Annotated in this window: 15 protein-coding genes and 1 pseudogene; 11 read left to right on the top strand and 5 right to left on the bottom strand. The window is 69.6% G+C overall.

The features are described from left to right. The first annotated feature begins 51 nt into the window (after positions 1-51). From ACWD4A_RS10320 to ACWD4A_RS10270, 11 genes are all read left to right on the top strand, one after another. Positions 52-339 (top strand): DUF3039 domain-containing protein, encoded by a 288-nt coding sequence (locus ACWD4A_RS10320; RefSeq protein ID WP_451191937.1) that lies wholly within the window; start codon positions 52-54, stop codon positions 337-339. A 311-nt stretch (positions 340-650) separates the two neighbouring features. After that, positions 651-2,300, top strand: a complete 1,650-nt coding sequence (locus tag ACWD4A_RS10315) for a beta-N-acetylhexosaminidase (protein WP_451191934.1) — start codon at positions 651-653, stop codon at positions 2,298-2,300. Positions 2,301-2,597: 297 nt separating this feature from the next. Further along, complete coding sequence (locus ACWD4A_RS10310; RefSeq protein ID WP_451191931.1) at positions 2,598-3,494, top strand: FAD binding domain-containing protein; 897 nt, start codon at positions 2,598-2,600, stop codon at positions 3,492-3,494. Then, positions 3,491-5,788: a 2Fe-2S iron-sulfur cluster-binding protein gene (locus tag ACWD4A_RS10305; RefSeq protein ID WP_451191928.1), complete on the top strand. Its 2,298-nt coding sequence runs from the start codon at positions 3,491-3,493 to the stop codon at positions 5,786-5,788. Before ACWD4A_RS10310 ends, ACWD4A_RS10305 begins: the two co-directional genes overlap by 4 nt. A 23-nt stretch (positions 5,789-5,811) precedes the next feature. Beyond that, positions 5,812-8,130 (top strand): xanthine dehydrogenase family protein molybdopterin-binding subunit, encoded by a 2,319-nt coding sequence (locus tag ACWD4A_RS10300; RefSeq protein WP_451192029.1) that lies wholly within the window; start codon positions 5,812-5,814, stop codon positions 8,128-8,130. A gap of 103 nt (positions 8,131-8,233) precedes the next feature. Beyond that, positions 8,234-8,653, top strand: a complete 420-nt coding sequence (locus tag ACWD4A_RS10295; RefSeq protein WP_451191925.1) for a hypothetical protein — start codon at positions 8,234-8,236, stop codon at positions 8,651-8,653. 18 nt (positions 8,654-8,671) lie between these two features. Further along, positions 8,672-9,400: a hypothetical protein gene (locus ACWD4A_RS10290; RefSeq protein ID WP_451191922.1), complete on the top strand. Its 729-nt coding sequence runs from the start codon at positions 8,672-8,674 to the stop codon at positions 9,398-9,400. Positions 9,401-10,209: 809 nt separating this feature from the next. Then, positions 10,210-11,415 (top strand): type VII secretion-associated serine protease mycosin, encoded by a 1,206-nt coding sequence (mycP, locus tag ACWD4A_RS10285; RefSeq protein WP_451191920.1) that lies wholly within the window; start codon positions 10,210-10,212, stop codon positions 11,413-11,415. A gap of 52 nt (positions 11,416-11,467) precedes the next feature. Next, positions 11,468-11,848: a hypothetical protein gene (locus ACWD4A_RS10280; protein WP_451191917.1), complete on the top strand. Its 381-nt coding sequence runs from the start codon at positions 11,468-11,470 to the stop codon at positions 11,846-11,848. Between the two features lie 6 nt (positions 11,849-11,854). After that, a complete protein-coding gene (locus ACWD4A_RS10275) occupies positions 11,855-13,582 on the top strand; it encodes an alpha/beta hydrolase (protein WP_451191915.1) in 1,728 nt (575 codons plus the stop codon). Positions 13,583-13,602: 20 nt separating this feature from the next. Beyond that, the gene (locus ACWD4A_RS10270; protein ID WP_451191912.1) at positions 13,603-14,187 is read left to right on the top strand and encodes a hypothetical protein; all 585 of its coding nucleotides are present in this window, start codon (positions 13,603-13,605) and stop codon (positions 14,185-14,187) included. Between the two features lie 27 nt (positions 14,188-14,214). On the opposite strand, the gene ACWD4A_RS10265 is transcribed toward ACWD4A_RS10270, so the two are convergent. The 5 genes and pseudogenes from ACWD4A_RS10265 to ACWD4A_RS10245 all read right to left on the bottom strand — a co-directional run. Then, positions 14,215-15,216 carry a hypothetical protein gene (locus tag ACWD4A_RS10265; RefSeq protein WP_451191909.1) on the bottom strand — a complete coding sequence of 334 codons (1,002 nt, stop codon included), beginning with the start codon at positions 15,214-15,216 and terminating at the stop codon, positions 14,215-14,217. Positions 15,217-15,286: 70 nt separating this feature from the next. Next, the gene (locus tag ACWD4A_RS10260; RefSeq protein ID WP_451191906.1) at positions 15,287-15,643 is read right to left on the bottom strand and encodes a hypothetical protein; all 357 of its coding nucleotides are present in this window, start codon (positions 15,641-15,643) and stop codon (positions 15,287-15,289) included. 60 nt (positions 15,644-15,703) lie between these two features. Continuing rightward, positions 15,704-15,886, bottom strand: a complete 183-nt coding sequence (locus tag ACWD4A_RS10255) for a DUF397 domain-containing protein (RefSeq protein WP_451191903.1) — start codon at positions 15,884-15,886, stop codon at positions 15,704-15,706. Further along, a complete protein-coding gene (locus tag ACWD4A_RS10250) occupies positions 15,883-16,377 on the bottom strand; it encodes a DUF5753 domain-containing protein (RefSeq protein WP_451191900.1) in 495 nt (164 codons plus the stop codon). The genes ACWD4A_RS10255 and ACWD4A_RS10250 overlap by 4 nt, the downstream gene beginning before the upstream one ends. A gap of 175 nt (positions 16,378-16,552) precedes the next feature. Next, positions 16,553-16,624 (bottom strand): annotated as a pseudogene (locus ACWD4A_RS10245) (hypothetical protein); the annotation flags it as partial. Positions 16,625-16,658 lie beyond the last annotated feature (34 nt).

Genomic DNA, 16,658 nt, shown 5'->3' with positions numbered 1-16,658 from the left:
GCAGGCCCGTGGCTCATCCGATGCGCCCCGCCCCCAGTACGCTTGGAAACCATGAGCACTCTTGAGCCCGAGCGCGGGGCAGGGACCGGCACCCTCGTAGAGCCGACGCCGCAGGTGTCGCACGGCGACGGCGACCACGAGCGCTACGCCCATTACGTCCAGAAGGACAAGATCATGGAGAGCGCGCTCTCCGGATCGCCCGTGGTCGCCCTGTGCGGCAAGGTCTGGGTCCCCGGCCGCGACCCGAAGAAGTACCCGGTCTGTCCCATGTGCAAGGAAATCTTCGAGGGCATGGGCACCGGTGACGACAAGGGCAAGGGCGGCGACAAGAAGTCCTGACGCCGGACGGGCGGCTGCGGACCTCTGGCTGTCCCGCCGTTGCCTCCCCCAGCTACCGCTGGGAGGTGCCCCCAGCGGGGGGAGCGCCCTGCGGGCGCGTCCTCAAACGCCGGACGGGCTGGATGTGCTGGCTACGGTCCGCGCAATTCAGCCCGTCCGGCGTTTGAGGACAACGCGGCGGAGCCGTGTTGCGGGGTCCGGGGCGGAGCCCCGGTTTCGGGAAGGGGCGGGGCTGGGGAACAAGCCCGCCGCAGGCGCGAACCGGCCCGTGGCCGGTATTCGAGAGGCCGGGCCGGGGGAGAAGATCCCCCATGAGCGACCACGACCTCATCCCCCTGCCCCTCCGCGTCAGCGGAAGCCGCGTCAGCGGAACCGGCGGAAACACAGACACCCCAGACACCCCCAACACCCTCGACCCCGACACCACGATCGACGCCGCCCCCGGCACCCACCGCGTAGCGCACTGGCTGCGCACCATCACCGCCCTCCCCCTCCCCCCGTACGCCGGCCACGGCAACCGCATCGCACTCCGCACGGGCCCCGTCGGCCGGAACGGGAACGACGAGGCGTACCGCCTCTCCGTCCAGACCGGCCTCGTCGCCATCGAAGGCGCCACGGAAGCGGGCCTCTTCTGGGGCGCGCAGACGCTCCGTCAACTGCTGGGCCCGGCCGCCTTCCGCCGGGCGTCCGGCGCGGAGCGCACCTGGCGTCTCCCCGCCGTCGTCGTCGAGGACGAACCCCGCTTCGCCTGGCGCGGCCTCCTCCTCGACGTGGCACGGCACTTCATGCCCAAGGACGGCGTGCTGCGGTACATCGACCTGCTCGCCGCCCACAAGCTCAACGTCCTCCACCTGCATCTGACGGACGACCAGGGCTGGCGGCTGGAGATCCGCGCCTTCCCCCGGCTCACCGAGGTCGGCGCCTGGCGCGCCCGTACCAAGCTCGGGCACCGGAACTCGCCGCTGTGGGACGAGCGGCCGCACGGCGGCTACTACACGCAGGACGACATCCGCGAGATCGTCGCGTACGCCGCCGAGCGTCACATCACCGTCGTGCCGGAGATCGACATACCCGGGCACTCGCAGGCCGCCATCGCCGCCTACCCCGAACTGGGCAACACCGATGTCATCGACACCGCCTCCCTCACGGTCTGGGACACCTGGGGCATCAACCCGAACGTACTCGCCCCTACTGACAACACCCTCGCTTTCTACGAGCAGGTGCTGACCGAGGTCCTCGACCTCTTCCCCTCGACGTACGTCCACCTCGGCGGCGACGAGTGCCCCAAGGACCAGTGGCGCGCCTCGCCGGCCGCCCGTGCGCGGATCGCCGCCGAGGGGCTCGGTGACGAGGACGGGCTGCAGAGCTGGTTCATCCGCCACTTCGACCGCTGGCTCACCGCGCGCGGCCGACGGCTCGTCGGCTGGGACGAGATCCTCGAAGGCGGGCTGGCGGAGGGCGCCACCGTCTCGTCCTGGCGCGGCTACGCGGGCGGTATCGCCGCGGCGCGGGCCGGACACGACGTCATCATGTGCCCGGAGCAACAGGTCTACCTCGACCACCGGCAGGCCGCCGGGACCGACGAGCCCGTACCGATCGGGTACGTCCGCACGCTGGAGGACGTCCACCGCTTCGAGCCCGTCCCGCCGGAGCTCACCGGCGCCGAGGCCGCCCGCGTCATCGGCACGCAGGCCAACATCTGGACCGAGGTGACGGAGAACCAGCAGCGCGTCGACTACCAGGTGTTCCCCCGGCTCGCCGCCTTCGCCGAGGTCGCCTGGTCGCACCTGCCCGCCCCCGCGGACCGCGACCACGCCGCCTTCGAACGCCGAATGACCGCCCACTACGCCCGGCTTGACGCCCTCGGCGTCGACTACCGGCCACCCACTGGCCCACGCCCCTGGCAGCGCCGGCCCGGCATCCTCGGACGCCCGATCGAGGGTGCGCCCCCGATCGTGTGAGCCGCGGCGAAGCTTCCCGCCCCCGCGTCGGGTCCCTGGCACGGTGGTCCTTCCACACAGGCCGCAAGCCGCACAAGGGCCAGTAAATAATGGCAATCCGCACACACTGGCGACAGAGCGGAAAAACGGACCATTCGCTGGGCCGAGGACGGACCGGCGGTTCGCGGACCCTCGCGACGGCGGACGCGGAAGATGTGCCAGAGTTGCCACGTCCGGGCCGACAGCACGTACCGTACGGCGGGATCAGGCGGGATCAGACGTGAAGCAGTCGGGACCACCGGGGAAGGGGCCACTGGGTTGACCACGCACGCACCGCGGGCGGCGCACACCGTGACGTTGCCGGGCTCGCTGGACGAGGCCGTGGCGGCGCTGACCGCCATGCCCGCCGCCGTGCCCGTCGCGGGCGGCACCGATCTGATGGCAGCCGTCAACTCCGGGCTGCTGCGGCCCGCCGGTCTCGTCGGCCTGGGCCGCATCAGCGAGATCCGCGGCTGGCAGTACCAGGACGGCCACGCCCTGCTCGGCGCCGGACTCACCCACGCCCGGATGGGCAGGCCCGACTTCGCCGCGCTCATCCCGGCGCTCGCCACCGCCGCGCGCGCCGCCGGCCCGCCGCAGATCCGCAACGCGGGCACCCTCGGCGGCAACATCGCCTCCGCCGCCCCGACCGGCGACGCCCTCCCCGTGCTCGCCGCCCTCGAGGCCACCCTGGTCATCGCGGGTCCCGGCGGCGGACGGCGCGAGATCCCGATAGGGCATCTGCTGACCGGCTTCGACATGCTCCGGCCCGGCGAGCTCATCGGCTACGTGCGCGTGCCCCTGCTGCACGCCCCGCAGACCTTCCTCAAGGCCACCGGCCGTACGGGACCGGGCCGCGCCGTTGCGTCCGTGGCCGTCGTCCTCGACCCCGCCCGGCGCAACGTGCGCTGCGCCGTGGGCGCCGTCGCGCCCATGCCGCTGCGCCCGCTCGACGCCGAGCGCTGGGTGGCCTCGCTCATCGACTGGGACGGTGAGCGCACGCTGGCGCCCGAGGCGTGCGCCGCCTTCGGCGACTACGTCGCCGCCGCCTGCATCCCCGACCCCGCGCCGACGCCCGACGGCGGCGAACCGGGCACCCTGCCGCCCGCCGCGCTCCATCTGCGGCGTACGGTGGCGACTCTGGCCCGCCGAGCTCTGGGGAGGGCACTCGCGTGAGTGACGAACAGCAGCGACACGACCGAGCCGCCGGACAGGGCGGCTGGCAGCCGATCCCGCGCGCGGAGTACGACGCGGACGGCACCACGTTCCTGCAACTGCCGCCCGAACTCCTCGCCCACCCGGGCGCCGCGGCGTCCGGCACCGGCACCTGGGACCCCCTGGCCGCCACCGGCGCGGGCGGCTACGTCCCGCCGACCGGCGAGCAGTGGCAGCAGCAGCCGAGCGCCCCGGCTCCGGCCCCGGTCCAGAACTGGGGCACGCACCCCACGGCATCGCACACCACGGCGCCCTACGAGCACACTCCCGCGGGCCGCGGCCCCGATCCGCACGCGACCGCGGAATGGGCGATGCCGTTCGCCTCGGACACCGCGGACCACGCGAGCCAGGGTCAGGGGCAAGCCCAGGCCCAGGGGCAGAGCCATGGCCACTGGACGGTCCCGGCCGCCGGGGACGACCCGGTGGACGAGTCCGGCGAGTACGTCCTGCACGGCCGCACCGAACCGCAGGGCGCGGCCGCGCACGACCACGCGGGCACGCCCCCGCAGACCGCCGACGCGCACCAGCAGGCGGACGCGTCGTTCGCCGTACGCGGTGGCGTCGCCCCGCACCCCGGCCCGCACGCCCCGGCCGTCGGCACCGTCGGCCAGGCGGGCGCGCCGGACGCGGCGGGCGAACACGTCGCCCACGGCCACCCGGGCACGCCCGCCGGCGTGCCCGCTGCCGTGCCTCCCGCCGTGCCCGCCCCGGGCACCGGCGCGCATCAGCCGGCGGGCGACTCGGGCCAGTTCGCGATCCCGGCGGGCGCCGTCACGTACGCCGGTCAGCACGCCGTGGCCGGGCACGGGACCGACGGGCACCGGCCGGTGGACGCGTCGGGCGAGTACGCCGTACGCGACGGCCTGCACGGGGCCGCGGACCCGCACTCCACGGCGCAGTGGCCCGTACCGGCCGCCGCTCCGCACGGCCACACCGTCGCTCCCGCTCCGCAGGCCGCCGCCGTCGACGGCCCGGCGGACGATTCCGGCGCCTACGCCGTACCCGGCGCCGCGGCCCCGCAGACACCCGTCCCGCAGGCTCCCGCCCCCCAGTGGCCCTCCCCTGGGGGCGGCGACACCTGGGAGCAGCCCGCCGCCAGTGCGGCCGGTTCGACCGGCCAGTGGTCGGTTCCGGTTGTGCCCGGAGAACCTGCCGACGAATCCGGGGAGTACGCGCTCAGCAGCTTTGCCGCGGGCGCGGGTCCGGCCCCCGCCGCTGATTCCACTTCGTCCCCCGGCGGTTCCCCGCAGGAGGATGCTTCCTTCGCGTCCGTCCCGTCCCGCCCGTTCGGCGACGCACCGCACGCCACCGGGGTCACCGGTACGGGCGATCATCCGACCGGCGCGTGGACGCCGCCCGCGGAGCCCGCCGCCGCTCCGGTGCCCGAGACGCCCATGCCGGAGGCGCCGGTCGCCGGGATGCCGGTTGCCGAGACTCCGGTTCCTGAGACTCTGGTTCCCGAGGTCCCGGTTTCCGGGGTGCCCGCCGCCGAGGCGCCCGTGCCGAGCGAGGCCGGAACCGACGCCCCCACACCGGCAGTCGCCGCCGCGGAACCGCCGTCCCCCGAGCCGGAAGCCCCCCAGGACGCCGACCCGCAGCAGGCCGAACCCGCCCCCGTCGACCCGCCCGCCCATGCCGACCCCGTCCATCCCGGTCCCGCCCCCGTCGACGCCACTCACACCGAGCACCCCTGTGCCTCGTACGTCCTCCGCGTCAACGGCACCGACCGCCCCGTGACCGACGCCTGGATCGGGGAGTCCCTGCTCTACGTCCTGCGCGAGCGCCTCGGGCTCGCCGGGGCCAAGGACGGCTGCTCGCAGGGCGAGTGCGGCGCCTGCTCCGTACAGGTCGACGGGCGGCTCGTCGCCTCCTGCCTCGTCCCCGCCGCGACCGCCGCGGGCGCCGAGGTGCGCACGGTCGAGGGCCTCGCCGCCGACGGCCGTCCCTCGGACGTCCAGCGGGCGCTCGCCGAGTGCGGAGCCGTGCAGTGCGGATTCTGCGTGCCCGGAATGGCCATGACCATGCACGACCTGCTCGAGGGCAACCACGCCCCGACCGAGCTGGAGACCCGCCAGGCCATCTGCGGCAACCTCTGCCGCTGCTCCGGCTACCGGGGCGTGCTGGACGCGGTCCGCCAGGTCGCCGACGAGCGCGCGGCGGCGGCCGCGGCACAGGAAGAGGCGCAGCCCGAGGCGGAACAGGCGCGCATCCCGCACCAGGCGGGCCCGCACGGCAGCGGAAAGGCAACGGCATGACGGGAACGGGCGGCATGGGCGGAATGACGGGAACGGCCGGCACGGCTGAGGCATCCGTCGCCCCCCTGCTGGGCGGCGCCGCCGAGCAGCCCCCGCACGGCCTCGGCGTCTCCCTGCCCGCCGCCGACGCGGACGCCAAGACCCAGGGCACCTACCCGTACGCCGCCGACCTGTGGGCGGAGGGCCTGCTGTGGGCGGCCGTACTGCGCTCGCCGCACCCGCACGCCCGCATCCTCTCGATCGACACCGCCGAGGCCGCCCGCATGCCGGGCGTACGGGCCGTCGTCACCCACGCCGACGTGCCCGGCGACGCCGCCCACGGCCGCCGCGTCGCCGACCGCCCCGTCTTCGCCTCCGACATCGTCCGCCACCACGGCGAGCCGATCGCCGCCGTCGCCGCCGACCACCCGGACACCGCCCGGCTCGCCGCGGCCGCCATCGCCGTCGAGTACGAGCTCCTGGAGCCCGTCACTGACCCCGAGCAGGCGTTCTCCGCCGAGCCCCTGCACCCCGACGGCAACCTGATCCGCCATATCCCGCTCCGCTTCGGCGACCCCGAGGCGACCGGCGACGTCATCGTCGAGGGCCTCTACCGCATCGGACGCCAGGACCCCGCCCCCATCGGCGCCGAGGCCGGGCTCGCCGTGCCGCGCCCCGACGGCGGCGTCGAGATCTACACCGCCTCCACCGACCCGCACGCCGACCGCGACCTCGCCGCCGCCTGCTTCGGCCTGGAGCCCGAGCGCGTCAAGGTCGTCGTCACCGGCGTCCCCGGCGCCATGGGCGACCGCGAGGACCCCGGCACCCAGCTGCCCCTCGGGCTGCTCGCCCTGCGCACCGGACACCCCGTCAAGCTCGCCGCCACCCGCGAGGAGTCCTTCCTCAGCCACCCGCACCGCCACCCGACGCTGCTCCGCTACCGCCACCACGCGGACGCCGACGGCAAGTTGGTGAAGGTCGAGGCACAGATCCTGCTGGACGCCGGCGCCTACGCCGACTCCTCCGCCGAGGCGCTCGCCGCCGCCGTCGCCTTCGCCTGCGGCCCCTATGTCGTCCCGCACGCCTTCGTCGAGGGCTGGGCCGTGCGCACCAACAACCCCCCGTCCGGCCACGTCCGCGGCGAGGGCGCCATGCAGGTGTGCGCCGCGTACGAGGGCCAGATGGACAAGCTCGCCGCCCGGCTCGGCCTCGACCCCGCCGAGCTGCGCCTGCGCAACGTCATGGCCACCGGCGACCTGCTGCCCACCGGCCAGACCGTGACCTGCCCGGCCCCCGTCGCCGAACTCCTGCGCTCCGTACGCGACTTCCCGCTGCCCGCCCTCCCCGTGGACGACCCCGAGGAGGAGTGGCTGCTGCCCGGCGGACCGGACGGCGCCGGCGAGCCGGGCGCGGTGCGCCGCGGCGTCGGCTACGGCCTCGGCATGGTCCACATGCTCGGCGCGGAGGGCGCCGACGAGGTGTCCACCGCCACCGTCAAGGTCACCGGCTCGGTCGCCACCGTCATCTGCGCCGCCGTCGAGACCGGACAGGGCTTCGCCACCCTCGCCCGCCAGATCGTCCAGGAGATCCTCGGCCTCGACGAGGTGTACGTCGCCCCCGTCGACACCGACCAGCCGCCCTCCGGCCCCGGCGCCCACAGCCGCCACACCTGGGTCTCCGGCGGCGCGGTCGAGCGGGCCGCCCGCATGGTCCGCACCCAGCTGCTCCAGCCGCTGGCCGCCCAGTTCGGCATGTCCACCGAGCTGCTGACGATCGCCGACGGCAAGATCACCTCGTACGACGGCGTGCTGAGCACCACCGTCGCCGAGGCCCTCGACGGCAAGGAACTCTGGGCCACCGCCCAGTGCCGCCCCCACCCCACCGAGCCCCTGGACGACACCGGCCAGGGCGACGCCTTCGTCGGCATGGCCTTCTGCGCCGTGCGCGCGGTCGTCGACGTCGACATCGAACTGGGCTCGGTGCGCGTCGTGGAGATGGCCGTGGCCCAGGACGTGGGCCGGGTGCTCAACCCCCGCCAGGCCCACGCCCGGATCGAGGCGGGCATCACCCAGGGCGTCGGCGTGGCCCTCACGGAGAACCTCCGCACCACCGGCGGCCTCGTCCGCCGCCCCGACCTCACCGGCTACGCCCTGCCGACCTCGCTGGACACCCCCGACATCCGCATCGTGAAGCTCGTCGAGGAACGCGACGTCGTCGCCCCCTTCGGCGCCAAGGCGATCAGCGCGGTACCGGTCGTCACCGCCCCGGCCGCGGTGGCCGCCGCCGTACGCGCCGCGACGGGCCGCCCGGTGAACCGCCTCCCGATCCGCCCGCAGGCCGCGGTGGGTGCGGGAGCCGTCTGAGTACCCGTACTCATGTGCGCTGTCGGTGACCGACCGTATGGTGTGTGCAGACTGAAGTGATGGCTGACACCGGACGGTTGGGGGGAAAGGCAGTGAGGCGCGCGTGAGTACGGACTCTCCCTCTCCCGGGGGCCCCGGGAGCGGCCTCTACGCCGAGCTCGCCTCCCTCAAGACCTTCAAGGGCCGCGTCGACGAACTCCTCACCACCCTCGGCGACTCCGACGCCGCACCCACGCGCATCGCCGACGACCGCCTGGACGCGGCGAACCTGGGCACCGGCTTCCGCGCCGTGGACGCGTTCTACGGTGTCTACAAGAACGTCCACGACGACCTCGTCACCCTCTCCCGCCTTCTCAACGACCAGATCGAGGCCCTGAGCCTGGCCGTACTGGAAGCACGCAGCGGCTACGCCGACACGGACGCCGACCAGCGCGACCGCATGTGGGCCGTCCAGGACGAGCTCAAGCGCCGGCGTGACGCCGCCCGCGACGCGCACGGCGGCGGCGCGAAGACGGCGATGTGAGGAGGGTATTGACCGATCATGGCCGACTTCACCCCCGAGGACTTCCATACCATCCCGCACGAGCAGCTCCAGGCGATGGTCGAGCACGCGGACGTGCACCGCGTCACGGTGCACGCCATCAAGCTCCAGGGCGCCGCCAACGCGATCACACGCCTCGCGGACGACCTCAAGAAGCACATGGACCACGTCCATTGGCAGGGCGAGGGCGGCGAGGCGTTCCGCACCTGGGGCTCCGACATGGCCAACGCCACCCATCGCCTGAGCCTGTACGCGGGCAACGCGGGCACCTGGATCAACTACGCGGCGACGACGCTGGGCAGCGCGACACGCATGCCGAAGGTCTCGCCGGAGGCGAAGGCGGTCGTGGGGGCCCTTCATGCAGCACCATCCGCAGGTGAAGGGCAAGGTTCCGTCCCCGATGGAGACGGACACCGGCTTCATCGCCAACCCGGCCGCCGGCCCGACCCAGTTCGAGGCCTACCAGGCCCAGCAGCGGCTGGACTCCGACCACGCGGCGGCGGCCGAGCTGATGAAGGCGCTGTCGGAGCAGTATCACGAGTCGGGTGTGCAGATCTCTCGGGCCGAGAGGCCTCGGTTTCCGGTGATGCCGGATGTGGTGATGCCGAACCGGGCAGATCACGTCAGCGGTTCCGAATACCTTCAGCCCGCTGGTGCGGACAGTGCACAGGGCCAGACCGGTTACGGGGCAGCAACTGGGCAGTCGGCGGGCCCTGCGACATCTACTAACCAAACGCCGGGCCACGAGGGTGTAGCCCGACCTCCGGCGAGCTCCCATACGAGTGGGCGCGTGGTCCCCCGTCCTCCGGAACACCCCGCGCATACCGAGATCGACAGCATTCCTTCGGCGCCGACCGCCCCGACCGCGCCGTCTGGGACCGTGCCAGGGCACGAGCCTGGTAACGGGCCTACGGACAGCGCCGGACCACATTCACGCATTGCCGTCCCGTTTTTGCCCCGTCCCGGTGTGCCGGAGATCGGTAATCACCTCCCAACGACTCGCCCGACCATGCCTGGTGGGCAGGGAACGGTGAACGGGCGGCCTGTACCGCGTATCTCCGATCCCGGTGTTGTCGGTGGGCGCCCTCTCCCTGCCCCTTCGGGGCGCCCAACAGACCCGACCTCGCGCGGCACGGTCATCGGTACGGAGCCGGGTCATGGAATAGGGCGCCCTTCTGGGCCCTACGGCCCCGGTTCTATCGGGGGCGTAGGCGGAGTAGGCCCGGGAGGGCAGCCCTCCGGCGCTCGAGGGCGAGGTTTCGCATCAGAGCCCGGTGGCGTTGTGGGTGGACGTCCGGGTAACCGTCCCGGAGTACCCGCGGGCGGGGCCTTCACACCAGGTGGCACCGGCCTGCCTCGTGGCGGCGACGTGGCCCCCATGCATGGGACGCCCAACGCTGCTCCTCAGCGGCGGCGCGGAGGCCAGCGCCCTGACTATCTCGTCGAGGACGAGGAGACCTGGCGTCAGGGAGGGCGCCGTGTGGTTCCGCCGGTCATCGAGTGATTTCAGCGTGCGGTCAGTTTCAAGGGGAATGGGCATGTGGGCCATGGAGAGACGAGAGCGCACCATGCTGGGAGCAGCGAGCTGGGCGCTCGGCTGCCTGCTGGTCGGCGTAGCGGCCGTACCAGCACAGGCGGAGTCCGTTCGCTCGCAGCAGTGGCACCTCGATGCCATGCACGCTGATGAGATGTGGGAGACAAGTACCGGTAAAGGCATCACTGTTGCGGTGATCGACACCGGCATTGATGCCACATTGCCGGATCTCCAGGGCCAGGTACTCGATGGCAAGGATTTCTCGAACCAGCCTGGTGACGCACACACCGATACTGCCAATCACGGCACCCAAATGGCCGCACTGATCGCCGGAACAGGCAAGCGCTCGAAGGAAAACGGGTCCTTTGGCCTTGCCCCCGGGGCCAAAATCCTGCCGCTACGGGTCACCAACGGTACAGAGGCGAAGAACCAGGCTGAGGGCTCCCGGAACTTCTCCGCAACCGTGAGCGCAGCCATCCGCTACGCGGCCGATACCGATGCGAAAATCCTCAACATCTCTATGGCTGACGAGGGGGACGGTGCACAGCTCGAGGAGGCTGTGCAGTACGCGTTGGCCAAGGGGAAACTGATCTTTGCTGGCGTGGGCAACAAGGGCGACAAGAGCAACGTGGTCCAGTATCCGGCAGCAACCCCAGGAGTCCTGGGCGTAGCGGCCATCGACAGAAACGGTACGGCGACCAAGGAGTCCGAGCGCGGACCGCAGGTCGACTTCGCCGCTCCAGGCGAGGACATCGTTTCCGCGTGCACAGGCGGCACCGAGCTCTGCAAGAGCCACGGCACAAGTGACGCCACCGCACTCGCCTCCGCCTCCGCCGCCCTCATCTGGTCCGCCCACCCCACCTGGACCGCCAACCAAGTCACCCGCGTCCTCATCAACACCGCCGGCGGCTCGGACGGCAACACGAAGCGCAGCGACTACGTCGGCTACGGCGCCGTACGCCCCCGTGTCGCACTCAAGGACCCCGGCGACCCGGGCCCGGCCGGCGTGAGCCCGCTCCCTGGTATCTCTTCCTCACCCACGCCGGAGTCCAAGGCCGTTGCCGGAAGGGTGCAGAAGCAGGCCGCCGACTCCAAGAGCGAGGACGGCGGCTCCAACAGCACATGGATCGCCTGGGGAATCGGCGCCGCCGTCGTACTCGGCGCAGCCGTCACCGTCCCGATCCTGATCGCCCGCCGTCGCGGGGTCTGAACGACCAACCCACCACTTTCACCCTGCCCGTCCCACAGAGGGAGCCCTGACGATGACCGATGCCCGAATACAGCTCGCCTCCGCGGGAGGCGACAGCGGCACGCACAAGGCGAGCCAAAAGCCCTGGACCGATGCCGGAGGTGTCGCGGGCGAACTGCACGAGGACACGAGGTCCGCTCTCACAGACCTCGAGCACGCCCACGACGGCATCAAGTCGGGAACGGCGGGCTTCGCGAGCGCGTCGGCACTGAGCGGAATACTCGGCGGGTGGGGAGAGCGCCTCGGCGCTGTGCGAGATGCGTGCAAGGGGCTTGACGGGGACTTGAAGACGGCAGGGAAGCTGTTCGGCGAGAACGACGTCAAGGTGCGGGAGTCATTCGACGCGACCAAGTCGAAGATCGATGCCTACAGCCAGCCGAAGCAGGGGCACTGATCCACGATGGTCACGATCGACGAATTGACCAAACTGGACAGGTCCAAGTTCACGAAGGCCGCTGACGCGTGGTCCAAGGTGAGTAACCGCGCCAGCGTGGCGATGGGCCGGGTGGAGAACCAGATGCTGGTCACGCTGCGTGGCACTCAGAAAGGCAAAGCCGCAGATGAGGCCCTGAAGGGACTCGCCCAGCTGAGCAAGAACTACCAGTACATACACGCTGAGTGCGGTCTGATACGAACAGCCCTGAGCGGCTTGGCCGAAGAGTTGGAAGGCCCGCAGAACAAGCTCAAGCAGGCCATCAAGGACGCCGCGGACCTGAAGTTCACGGTCAACCCGGACGGTTCGGTCAAGTACCCGACGAGCGAAGCGACGAAGGTCCCGTTCCTCCAGCAGCCGGCCCGCTCCGGTGGCCTCCCTCTGATGACCAAGTCGAACCCCAACCAGGCGAAGGCACAGGACATCGCCGACCGCATCGCGACGGCACTCCAAGAGGCGAACGACATAGACGGCCGTTACGCGAAGGCTCTCAAGAAGCTCAACACGAACGGCAAGCTCGATCAGACCGACTTTACCGATGTCGCCCAGGACCTGAAGGACGTCCAGTCCGCGGCGCGGAAGTACTCCTCAGAGCTGGAGGGCCGCAAGGGGAAGTCGCCCAAGGAGAACGCCGAATGGTGGAAGAAGCTCTCCCAGGAGAAGCGGGCCAATCTGCTGGCGTCGTTTCCCGACCAGATCGGTGGTCTCGACGGCCTTCCGGCTGTGGTGCGTGACCGGGCCAACCGTGACTACCTTCCTATGCTCATGGGGAAGCTGGACGGCCAGGGTGACGAAGAGTCGAAAACCATGCTCAAGGGGCTGCGGGGGATCGATGAGAAGCTCAGGAAGGGTAGCGTGCCCCCCATGTTCCTCCTGGGAATCGGCGATCAAGGGAATGGGCGTGCCGTCGTGTCGTACGGGAACCCCGATACCTCGAGGAATGTCTCGGTCTATGTCCCAGGGCTTGGCACCAAACTGAATGGTGACTTCGCAGACGGAGGTCTCAACCGCGCCTTTTACACGGTGGATGGGGCTCGGGTGTACGACAAGTCCACCGCGTCGATCGTCTGGCTCGGTTACGACGCTCCACAGAGCATGGATGTGATGGACAAGAAGCGCGCGGAAGCAGGGGCCCCGGCGTACCAGAGTTTTCTGCAAGGGGTTCGTGCCGCGAACGAGAACCCTAACGCACACGTAACTGCGATCGGGCACTCGTATGGTTCCCTGACTTTGGGAAGGGCTACCCAGAGGTCCGGCGGGCTCCCGGTCGATGACATCGTTCTGGTCGGAAGCCCTGGCACCGGAGTGGAAAAGGCAGAAGACCTCGGTGTGGGGAAGGATCATGTTTATGTGGGCGCGGCACAGAATGATTTGGTGACATGGGCCCCATCGAAAGGGACTGTGAACGAAGTTGCTGCGGGTGGGATTGTTCCGACGGTCGGCCGATATCTCGCAGATAAAGTCCTAGGCCGAGACGATCACCATCTGTGGTTCGGACGTGATCCCGCGAGCAAGGGGTTCGGGGCGCACCGATTCAAGGTCGACGACGGTCCGATTCCTGTGCTCGACGGAGATGGGGTTACCCCGGCACACTCGAATTATTTCAACCCTCACAAAGACAAGCAGTCGGCGGACAACATTGCCGCTGTGGTTGCCGGGCGTCCCGACCTAGTTGTTTCGGAGAAGCGGCGATGAAATTCCGGATCGTTGGCTGGATGGCTATCGCCCTGGTTCTGTCGGGCTGTGGTGCTGTAGGGCGCTCGGGTGGCGCCTCGAAGGAGGAGTCCAAAATTAATATGCAGCAAGGTGCGGAGCGTGCTGATCTGATTCTTGACCAGACGTTTTCCTCCATTGCCCCAACGGTGCAGTGGACGCACGGGGAATCTGATGACGTGTCCTGTGGTGCTCCAGATAAGGATGCCGTAGCCAAGGGAACTGTTACGCGCAGGCGCGTGGTGATGACGATCATCTCCTCGGAGCGGCGTGGTAACTTCCTTGGCGTAGTCGAGCGCAATTGGCGGAAGAGTGGGTTCGCCATTACGGGCACCAGGGCGCACAAGGATAACCCTGCAATTTTTGCGACCGCACCGGGTGACTTCCAGGTCAGTCTGATATTCGGCGACAAGGGTCAGGCGTTTTTCGAAGCCAGCACTCCATGTCTGAACAAGTCTGAAGTTGCTCCCCCGAAGAGCGAAACAAATGGCCAAAACTATGCTGGCTCCGATGTCCCGTACCCGGATCAGCGGTCGGACTTCTGGTCGGTGGGGGCTCCTGTGCCGTCCTCGAATCCGTCGAAGTGAGGTCGCTGACCAGGAACAGGTCTATCCTCATTTTGTGGTCAGGTTCCACATCGCGGTTTCATGGAACTGGCTCGGGCTGAAGTCGAATGCCAGCGTTGAGATCTCTTTCTCGGTGCTGAACGCGAACTCGCAAGAGGCGGACTTGCCGGGCCGTAGCTTTTGAGGGCAGGTCGGCAGGAGGGGGTCCTTGACCCTGTTGCCGATGAAGCCGCCGTCGGTGCCCCAGCTGCGGCCTTCGCTCAGGTTCAGGGTGAGGTCGCTTCCGTTGGTTATGGTGACCGCGACCCTGTAGGCGTGCGTGCCCGGTGAGTAGCCGGTCGTCTTGGCGCTCGGAGTGAATGGGTGAACGGGCCCGGCCGATACGTTGACGCCGTCCGAGTAGGCGACGGAACCGGTCCGTACCGGCTCGTAACTGCCGCTCGATCCGTTCAGGAAATCGGCCTTCAGGTCGGTGTGGTGGCGGATGCAGCTGCCGTCCGTCCTGAGAACCACGTCATCGGAGTACCAGTCGGGGGCGACCGTGATGGTGATGCCGTCCGGGTCGGCGGTCTTGATGCCGGGCAGCCCCTTGCCAGGGCCGGAATCACGAGCTGCCACGTCGCGTACCTTCCAGCCGCGGTTCTCCCAGGAGGCTCGGAGCTCCTTCAACTGCGTCAGGTAGGCGTCTCGATCAGGGAACGAGAGATTCCATTCGTAGGTGGGCCGGTCGCTGCTCACGCCAACGTCGTCGCCGAGGCCGTCCCCACACGATTCGCTGTTAGCGTCTCCGACATAGGGATCTCCCACTCTGGGCCCCAGACGTCCCACTTCCCGCTTGCCGGCCTGACGTGTCTGGGTGTCCCGCTCGCGGTATTCACCGGCGGTGTGTACAGGTCCGCCTTCCAGGTTCTCAATAAATTCGGGAATGGAGACGGTTACCCAACCGATCAAAGAGATCAAAAGTAGACCGATGATCCGGCGGAACCCGATGACGGGGCCACTCACTGTCTCGCTCGCGGTGGATTCTGTCGTTGGCGGTGTCGTCTCCATGCGGAGAATTCCAGCCGATGTGTTCCCGTGACAGCAGGGGGCTACTGCTCAAGTGTGTGAGTAGTTGTACTCACTTGGCGATCTCGCCTACCGCCACCCACGCTGCGAGGAGCAACAGCACGGCGGCGACCCAAGCCAGATATGCCCTGTTCCGGCGGGAGCAGAGGCCCCAGGTGCCGAGGGCGATGGCGATCGGGACGGTGAGCTCCGGGATGAGGCCGACGGATTGTTGGGCTCCTACGGAGCAGATCGTCCGGGTGTCGCCCTGGTTGCAGTTGTCGCTCGCCATGACCGAGAGCGGGAGTATGAGGAAGGTGTAGGCCGCGAAGAGCCATAGGGTGACGCCGCCGACGATTTTGAGGGCAATGCTCGCGGGGTCGTTGTACTGTCCGGTTCGCGGTGGCTGGGTGTCAGGCATCGAGGTCATGCCCGTGACGGTAGGCAGGTCGTCGACGGCACACCATCCGTAGGGGTACCTACGTTCCACTCAGCCGGTGCTTATTCGGTCCTCGGCGAGGGCGTGATGGTGGGGGTTCTTGCTGTCCCGTATGGGGATGAGCCCGTAAGCGGCGACAGGCCTCGGCGCCCACTTGACGCACATCCCGCTCTCGCCGCTGCTGTAGCTCGACTTGGACCGTTCCGCGCTGGACGGGCCGAACGCGTTGCTCATCCGGGGAGTGCCTCCAGCGTCCTGCAGATCTCGTCCAAGGACTTCTCCGGCGAGAGGGCGTCAGCGCGAAGCCGGTCGGAGCCGTCATCGGCCGTGACCACGCTTTCCTCTGAGTCGATCACGCGCCCCACACCCAACGTCTCGGTGTAGAGGTTCGCCGGTGCGTCATCGAACTGGAGCAACGTGAAGGATTGATCCGCTGCAGGCGCCCCCGTGTCGAACGGCAGCACCTGAATGGTGACGTGGGGCAAGGCCGCCGTTTCCGCCAGATGTGTCAGCTGCTCGCGCATGACTTGCGGGCCGCCGACCATGCGCCGCAGGCACGACTCGTCAAGGACGGTCCACAGATGTGCTGGGCGGTCTCGGTCCAGTACCTCCCGACGCTGCAATCGGCCTTCCACCTTTTCGGCCGTGGTCTCCGGGGCATCGAGTGGGCACGCCCCGCGAAAGAGCGCACGCGCGTATCTCTCGGTTTGCAGAATCCCCGTCACGAGATAGGAGCTGAAATCGAAGATGTGGGTGGCGCTCGTCTCCAGGTCGAGGTAGGGGGGCGAACCACTCGGGGTGGCGGCCTCGGCGGGATGCTCGTTCCCATAGGCGCGTGAACGTGCCGGGAGTGCCGAAGACTTCGTCGCAGTGTTCGGCGAACCTCGGGTTTCCGATGCGGTCCCCCTTCTCCAGCATGGCCACGTACGACTGTCCGTACTGCAAGCCTGCGCCCAGCTCTCGCTGGCTCATGCCGCGTTGCAGGCGCCACTCCCGCACCTCGTCA

Source organism: Streptomyces sp. NPDC002537, from assembly GCF_053594975.1.
Note: the sequence above shows the minus strand (reverse complement) of the source record. Positions and strands in the feature narration are given on the sequence as shown.

What these genes read in the sequence shown, in the direction of transcription:
- ACWD4A_RS10320 (WP_451191937.1), top strand. Translation starts at nt 52, where the DNA reads ATGAGCACTCTTGAGCCCGAGCGCGGGGCAGGGACCGGCACCCTCGTA.
- ACWD4A_RS10315 (WP_451191934.1), top strand. Translation starts at nt 651, where the DNA reads ATGAGCGACCACGACCTCATCCCCCTGCCCCTCCGCGTCAGCGGAAGC.
- ACWD4A_RS10300 (WP_451192029.1), top strand. Translation starts at nt 5,812, where the DNA reads ATGACGGGAACGGCCGGCACGGCTGAGGCATCCGTCGCCCCCCTGCTG.
- ACWD4A_RS10290 (WP_451191922.1), top strand. Translation starts at nt 8,672, where the DNA reads ATGGCCGACTTCACCCCCGAGGACTTCCATACCATCCCGCACGAGCAG.
- mycP (WP_451191920.1), top strand. Translation starts at nt 10,210, where the DNA reads ATGTGGGCCATGGAGAGACGAGAGCGCACCATGCTGGGAGCAGCGAGC.
- ACWD4A_RS10280 (WP_451191917.1), top strand. Translation starts at nt 11,468, where the DNA reads ATGACCGATGCCCGAATACAGCTCGCCTCCGCGGGAGGCGACAGCGGC.
- ACWD4A_RS10275 (WP_451191915.1), top strand. Translation starts at nt 11,855, where the DNA reads ATGGTCACGATCGACGAATTGACCAAACTGGACAGGTCCAAGTTCACG.
- ACWD4A_RS10270 (WP_451191912.1), top strand. Translation starts at nt 13,603, where the DNA reads ATGGCTATCGCCCTGGTTCTGTCGGGCTGTGGTGCTGTAGGGCGCTCG.
- ACWD4A_RS10265 (WP_451191909.1), bottom strand. Translation starts at nt 15,216, where the DNA reads ATGGAGACGACACCGCCAACGACAGAATCCACCGCGAGCGAGACAGTG.
- ACWD4A_RS10260 (WP_451191906.1), bottom strand. Translation starts at nt 15,643, where the DNA reads ATGACCTCGATGCCTGACACCCAGCCACCGCGAACCGGACAGTACAAC.
- ACWD4A_RS10255 (WP_451191903.1), bottom strand. Translation starts at nt 15,886, where the DNA reads ATGAGCAACGCGTTCGGCCCGTCCAGCGCGGAACGGTCCAAGTCGAGC.